Annotated in this window: 4 protein-coding genes; 2 read left to right on the top strand and 2 right to left on the bottom strand. The window is 45.5% G+C overall.

The genetic code is table 11. The features are described 5' to 3' along the window. Positions 1-160: 160 nt before the first annotated feature. On the top strand, positions 161-1,201 hold the full coding sequence (locus tag AB4484_RS04915) for an acyltransferase (RefSeq protein WP_372076733.1): 1,041 nt from the start codon (positions 161-163) through the stop codon (positions 1,199-1,201). Positions 1,202-1,296: 95 nt separating this feature from the next. Here the strand turns inward: AB4484_RS04915 and AB4484_RS04920 are convergent, their stop codons facing one another. Together AB4484_RS04920 and AB4484_RS04925 are read right to left on the bottom strand one after the other, a co-directional pair. Continuing rightward, on the bottom strand, positions 1,297-2,175 hold the full coding sequence (locus tag AB4484_RS04920; RefSeq protein WP_059018022.1) for a 6-carboxytetrahydropterin synthase: 879 nt from the start codon (positions 2,173-2,175) through the stop codon (positions 1,297-1,299). Positions 2,176-2,410: 235 nt separating this feature from the next. Continuing rightward, on the bottom strand, positions 2,411-3,232 hold the full coding sequence (locus AB4484_RS04925; protein WP_372076735.1) for a cupin domain-containing protein: 822 nt from the start codon (positions 3,230-3,232) through the stop codon (positions 2,411-2,413). 110 nt (positions 3,233-3,342) lie between these two features. On the opposite strand from AB4484_RS04925, the gene AB4484_RS04930 reads away from it, so the two are divergent. Further along, on the top strand, positions 3,343-3,819 hold the full coding sequence (locus tag AB4484_RS04930) for a YHS domain-containing (seleno)protein (RefSeq protein ID WP_372076737.1): 477 nt from the start codon (positions 3,343-3,345) through the stop codon (positions 3,817-3,819). The last annotated feature ends 41 nt before the right edge of the window (positions 3,820-3,860 follow it).

The following is a 3,860-nucleotide window of genomic DNA, read 5'->3' on the forward strand; positions in this document are numbered from 1 at the left end:
CTTCAAGTTGATTCGGTATACAATGGATTTAATATAGCTGCGACAGGCTTCAAAAAACCGACACAAGCCTTGAAACAAAGGTCATAAGCCTTGATTTAGGACTAACTGGTTGGGCATAAAGACTGCTAGATTTCGTAAAAATTTTACTAAGAGATCTGATATGTCTTCCGTTCAACATACGCCTTCACAACACATCGCCAGTATCGAGTTAGGCCGAGTGATTGCTATCTTGGCGATCATTGGTTTACACGGTCAAATGGCACTCACTTATTGGCAAATAGATGAAGTGCCTTGGATCGGTTATATACTCAACCAAACCGCTCGTTTTGCGGTACCTCTGTTTTTCCTAATTTCCGGTTATCTTATTCAGCCCAAGTTGACTGCAGCCCCCTGGCAGACCGTCATTAACTACTCTAAACCACTGCTTAAGGTTTGGTTGGCATGGAGTATCATTTGCTTAGTGATGCCATTCAACCTCGCGAAGGTAGAAGAGTTTGGTTACCTAGGTGAGCGCAAAGGCTATTGGGGCTTCTTAATGAACACTCCGCTTAACTCTTTCTTAGAGGGTGGATTGGTTCATTTGTGGTTTATTCCCGCTCTCGTATGTGCAGTTTTGATCATTGCTTTGATAGTCGAAATGAAACTCGACAAACTGCTATTACCAGTGGCTATTGTACTTTACGTTTATGGTGTTTTAGCGGGCAGCTACGCAACGCTAACCGGGTTAGAAGCACCCTTCTTCACGCGTAATGGCCCGTTCTTTAGCACGTTAATGGTGACCTTAGGTTTCCTTATTCGTCAGAATCAATGGAAGGTGTCATCAACTAAAGCGTTGGGGCTATTAGCGTTAGGCATGTTGATTCACTTTGCTGAGGCGGCATGGCTCACCACGTTCGACGTCGGATTCAACATGAATGATTTCTTGTTTGGCACAGCGCTATGGGGGATGGGCGTGTTCATGTGGCTTTTGGCTAATCCAAACATGGGTAACTACGCTTGGGTTCGTGCCATTTCAAATCGCATGCTGGGTATCTACGTCAGCCATCTGTTGATCATTATCGTGTTGTTCAATGTCTGTGGAGTTTTAGGCATTACGGAATTGGCAAAAGACGTTACGGTATTTTTTGGCACCGTATTGTTGAGCTTCGGGTTGGTTGTTGGAATCGAGAAAACACCACTGCGACGCGTGCTACTTCGCTAAATCAGTTTTAAAGAGCAACAAAAAATAAAGGCAAGATAACGGATTATCTTGCCTTTATTTCATAATGTCAGTAACGAGAGTCACTCGCTGGGGTGTTATCGGAACGCCATTGCGCCCTTGCCAACACCTTCATAAGCGACGATTTGTAGTGATTGGTTCTCTGCTAGGCTAGGTTCAACTTGATCCGCAATATAGCCAGCAAGTAATTCCACCGTGGTATCGGTCGGCAAAATTTCCGTCTCACTCTTAGCAATCGCTAGCTCAAATTCGCCTTGTGGCGCGGTGTAACGGAAGCCATAGTGACTTTCATCATTAACACTGTTCGCGTTTTCACTCAGGTTAAGTGATGAAACAGAAACTTGGTCTTCTTTAGAACCTAAGTAAATGTCTTCCCAACGCTGAGCAAATGCTTGTTCGCGTTGCTCGTCACGCTGACCATCAACCACGATTTCTACTGGAGAACGGTGACCATGGGCGATGCGTTGGCAATTACCATCATGCTTTTTCAAACCATGGGTGTAGTGGTAGAACGCGCCATTAATGTTCTCATGACGAAGGGTGATCTCTAACCCGGTGACGTTACTTGGTAGGTTATCGCGAAGGATATTGTAAACGTGTGCGGTCACACTCTCGATGGTGATCGCTTCTGCATCAATCAGGCAATATGCTTCATCAGGGCAATGTAGATGAAGACTCTTGTCACCACGCAACACATCAACCTTAGAGTAGCCCGCTTTGCTCGCTTGAAGAACAATTGCAGCGCTTTGCATTGGCAGTAGCAAACGGTGATCAACGTGCTCATCGACAAGCTGTTTGATCTGCTTTTTGACCTTGCTAAAATCCAGCACCATGCTCATTTCATTAAGTTCACCAGACATGGTGACATCTAAAATCCAACTATCTCCTACGACCCCTCTGTGTTCACAGATGTATGAAGAATCGATAACGGTAAGGTCTCTTACAAATAGGTTCAAGTTGAACTCCTTAATACTTTAATGAGATACGGGAGGCTGAATAATGTTCAGCAGGCACTTCGTCTCATTGGTGTCTAGATAAAATAGGACGGGCAGAATGTTACAACGAGCTTATAAAGTCCACCTTTTTACACCCTCTTCCGATAAAAGAACAAACTACATACAATTTCCGCTAAAACATAGACCAGCCTGATGCGAATAGCCATAAACCGAGTGGGGGTTGCCCGGCGTTCCACTACGCATTTTGTTTTAGCCAAAGGCGCGGCGACACTCCGGCAACATGTTGAAAAGCACGTGAGAATCCTGAGTAACTGTTGTAACCCACTTCATCAGCGACCCAATTGATCGGCTTGTTTTGCAATAACAGAGATTGAGCCACAGAGACTCGCCACTTTTGCACATAATCTCCCGGCGTTTCACCCACTTCCCGTTTGAACGCTTCAATAAACTGAGTGCGAGACATCGCGGCCAGTGACGCCATTTCGGCAATCGAATAATGACGAGCAGGTAATCGATGAATAGCCGAGACCACAGAAGCCAATCGTGGGTGAGCAAGTGCCGAGAAAACGCCGCTATCAATTTTCTGTTGTTCGATGAGATGACGAAAAATCAAAGCCATCAAGGCATCGCTCAATTTGTCCATTAAGTACTGCTGCCCCGACGATTCTTGGCTCGACTCATTAGATAAAACCTCGATCACTGGCATTAAGTTAGGTGCCTCCTCAAACAGAATCACTATTACGTCAGGCAGAGCCGACAATAAAGGATTCATCTGCCCGGAACGATACTCCACGTTCGCGCACACAACTTCCGCGCCGTCTCCCACACCTTCAATCGCATGTGGTGTGCTATTCGGCAAATAAACAATGCAAGGCTGCGACAAATGCCTGTGTTCCGTATGAGCGCTAGACAAGCTCAACTCCCCTGCGCTCAATACATGAAGATGCCCCTCTTTACCTTGTTGCGCGTTAAATGACGACACCCCACACAGGTTTCCAGAATAGAAAACGCCAGTGCGTATCGAGAAATGTTCCATTAGTTGTGAAAGCAGATCCATGCATCCTCCGAACGATTCGCTTAGTTTTTAGTTCTTTTGTCCCTCTATAGACCGGACGAGTGGGCTAAATTATTTCAAACAAGATAACCAACACTGACAAGGAACTTGATATGTCACACATGAAATCGACCAGTCAAAAAATCACTCTATTGGCCGCGTTACTAGGCACCAGCTTTTCGTTAATGGCAGCAGACCTTGATATGAGTGTCGACAGCAATGACCTCGCGATCAAAGGCTATGATCCTGTCGCTTACTTTGCCAATGAAGGTCCAATAAAAGGCACATCTGAGTTCACAGCGACCTATAAGAATGCGATCTATAACTTTGCGAGCAGTGAAAACAGAGATGAATTTCGGGCCAATCCAGAAGCCTATGCCCCTCAATATGGCGGTTACTGCGCGTTTGGAGTAGCCATGGGTAAGAAGTTTGAAACCGACCCTCTCGCTTGGAAGGTGGAAGATGGAAAGTTGTATCTGAACTTAGACAAATCGGTTCAGAAACGCTGGCTGGAGAATACACAAGAGTTCATCCAAGACGCCAACAGCAACTGGACAACCATCAAAACCGTAGAAGCCTATAAGCTCTAAGCTCTAAGCTCTAAGCTCTAAGTTCTAGGTTCTAGGTTCTA

Origin of the sequence: Vibrio sp. 10N.261.46.A3, assembly GCF_041472995.1 — a bacterium.
GTDB classification, from domain to species: domain Bacteria; phylum Pseudomonadota; class Gammaproteobacteria; order Enterobacterales; family Vibrionaceae; genus Vibrio; species Vibrio coralliirubri.

Excerpts from the sequence above, each read along its gene's own strand:
- AB4484_RS04930 (WP_372076737.1), top strand. The coding sequence starts at position 3,343 with ATGTCACACATGAAATCGACCAGTCAAAAAATCACTCTATTGGCCGCG.
- AB4484_RS04925 (WP_372076735.1), bottom strand. The coding sequence starts at position 3,232 with ATGGATCTGCTTTCACAACTAATGGAACATTTCTCGATACGCACTGGC.
- AB4484_RS04915 (WP_372076733.1), top strand. The coding sequence starts at position 161 with ATGTCTTCCGTTCAACATACGCCTTCACAACACATCGCCAGTATCGAG.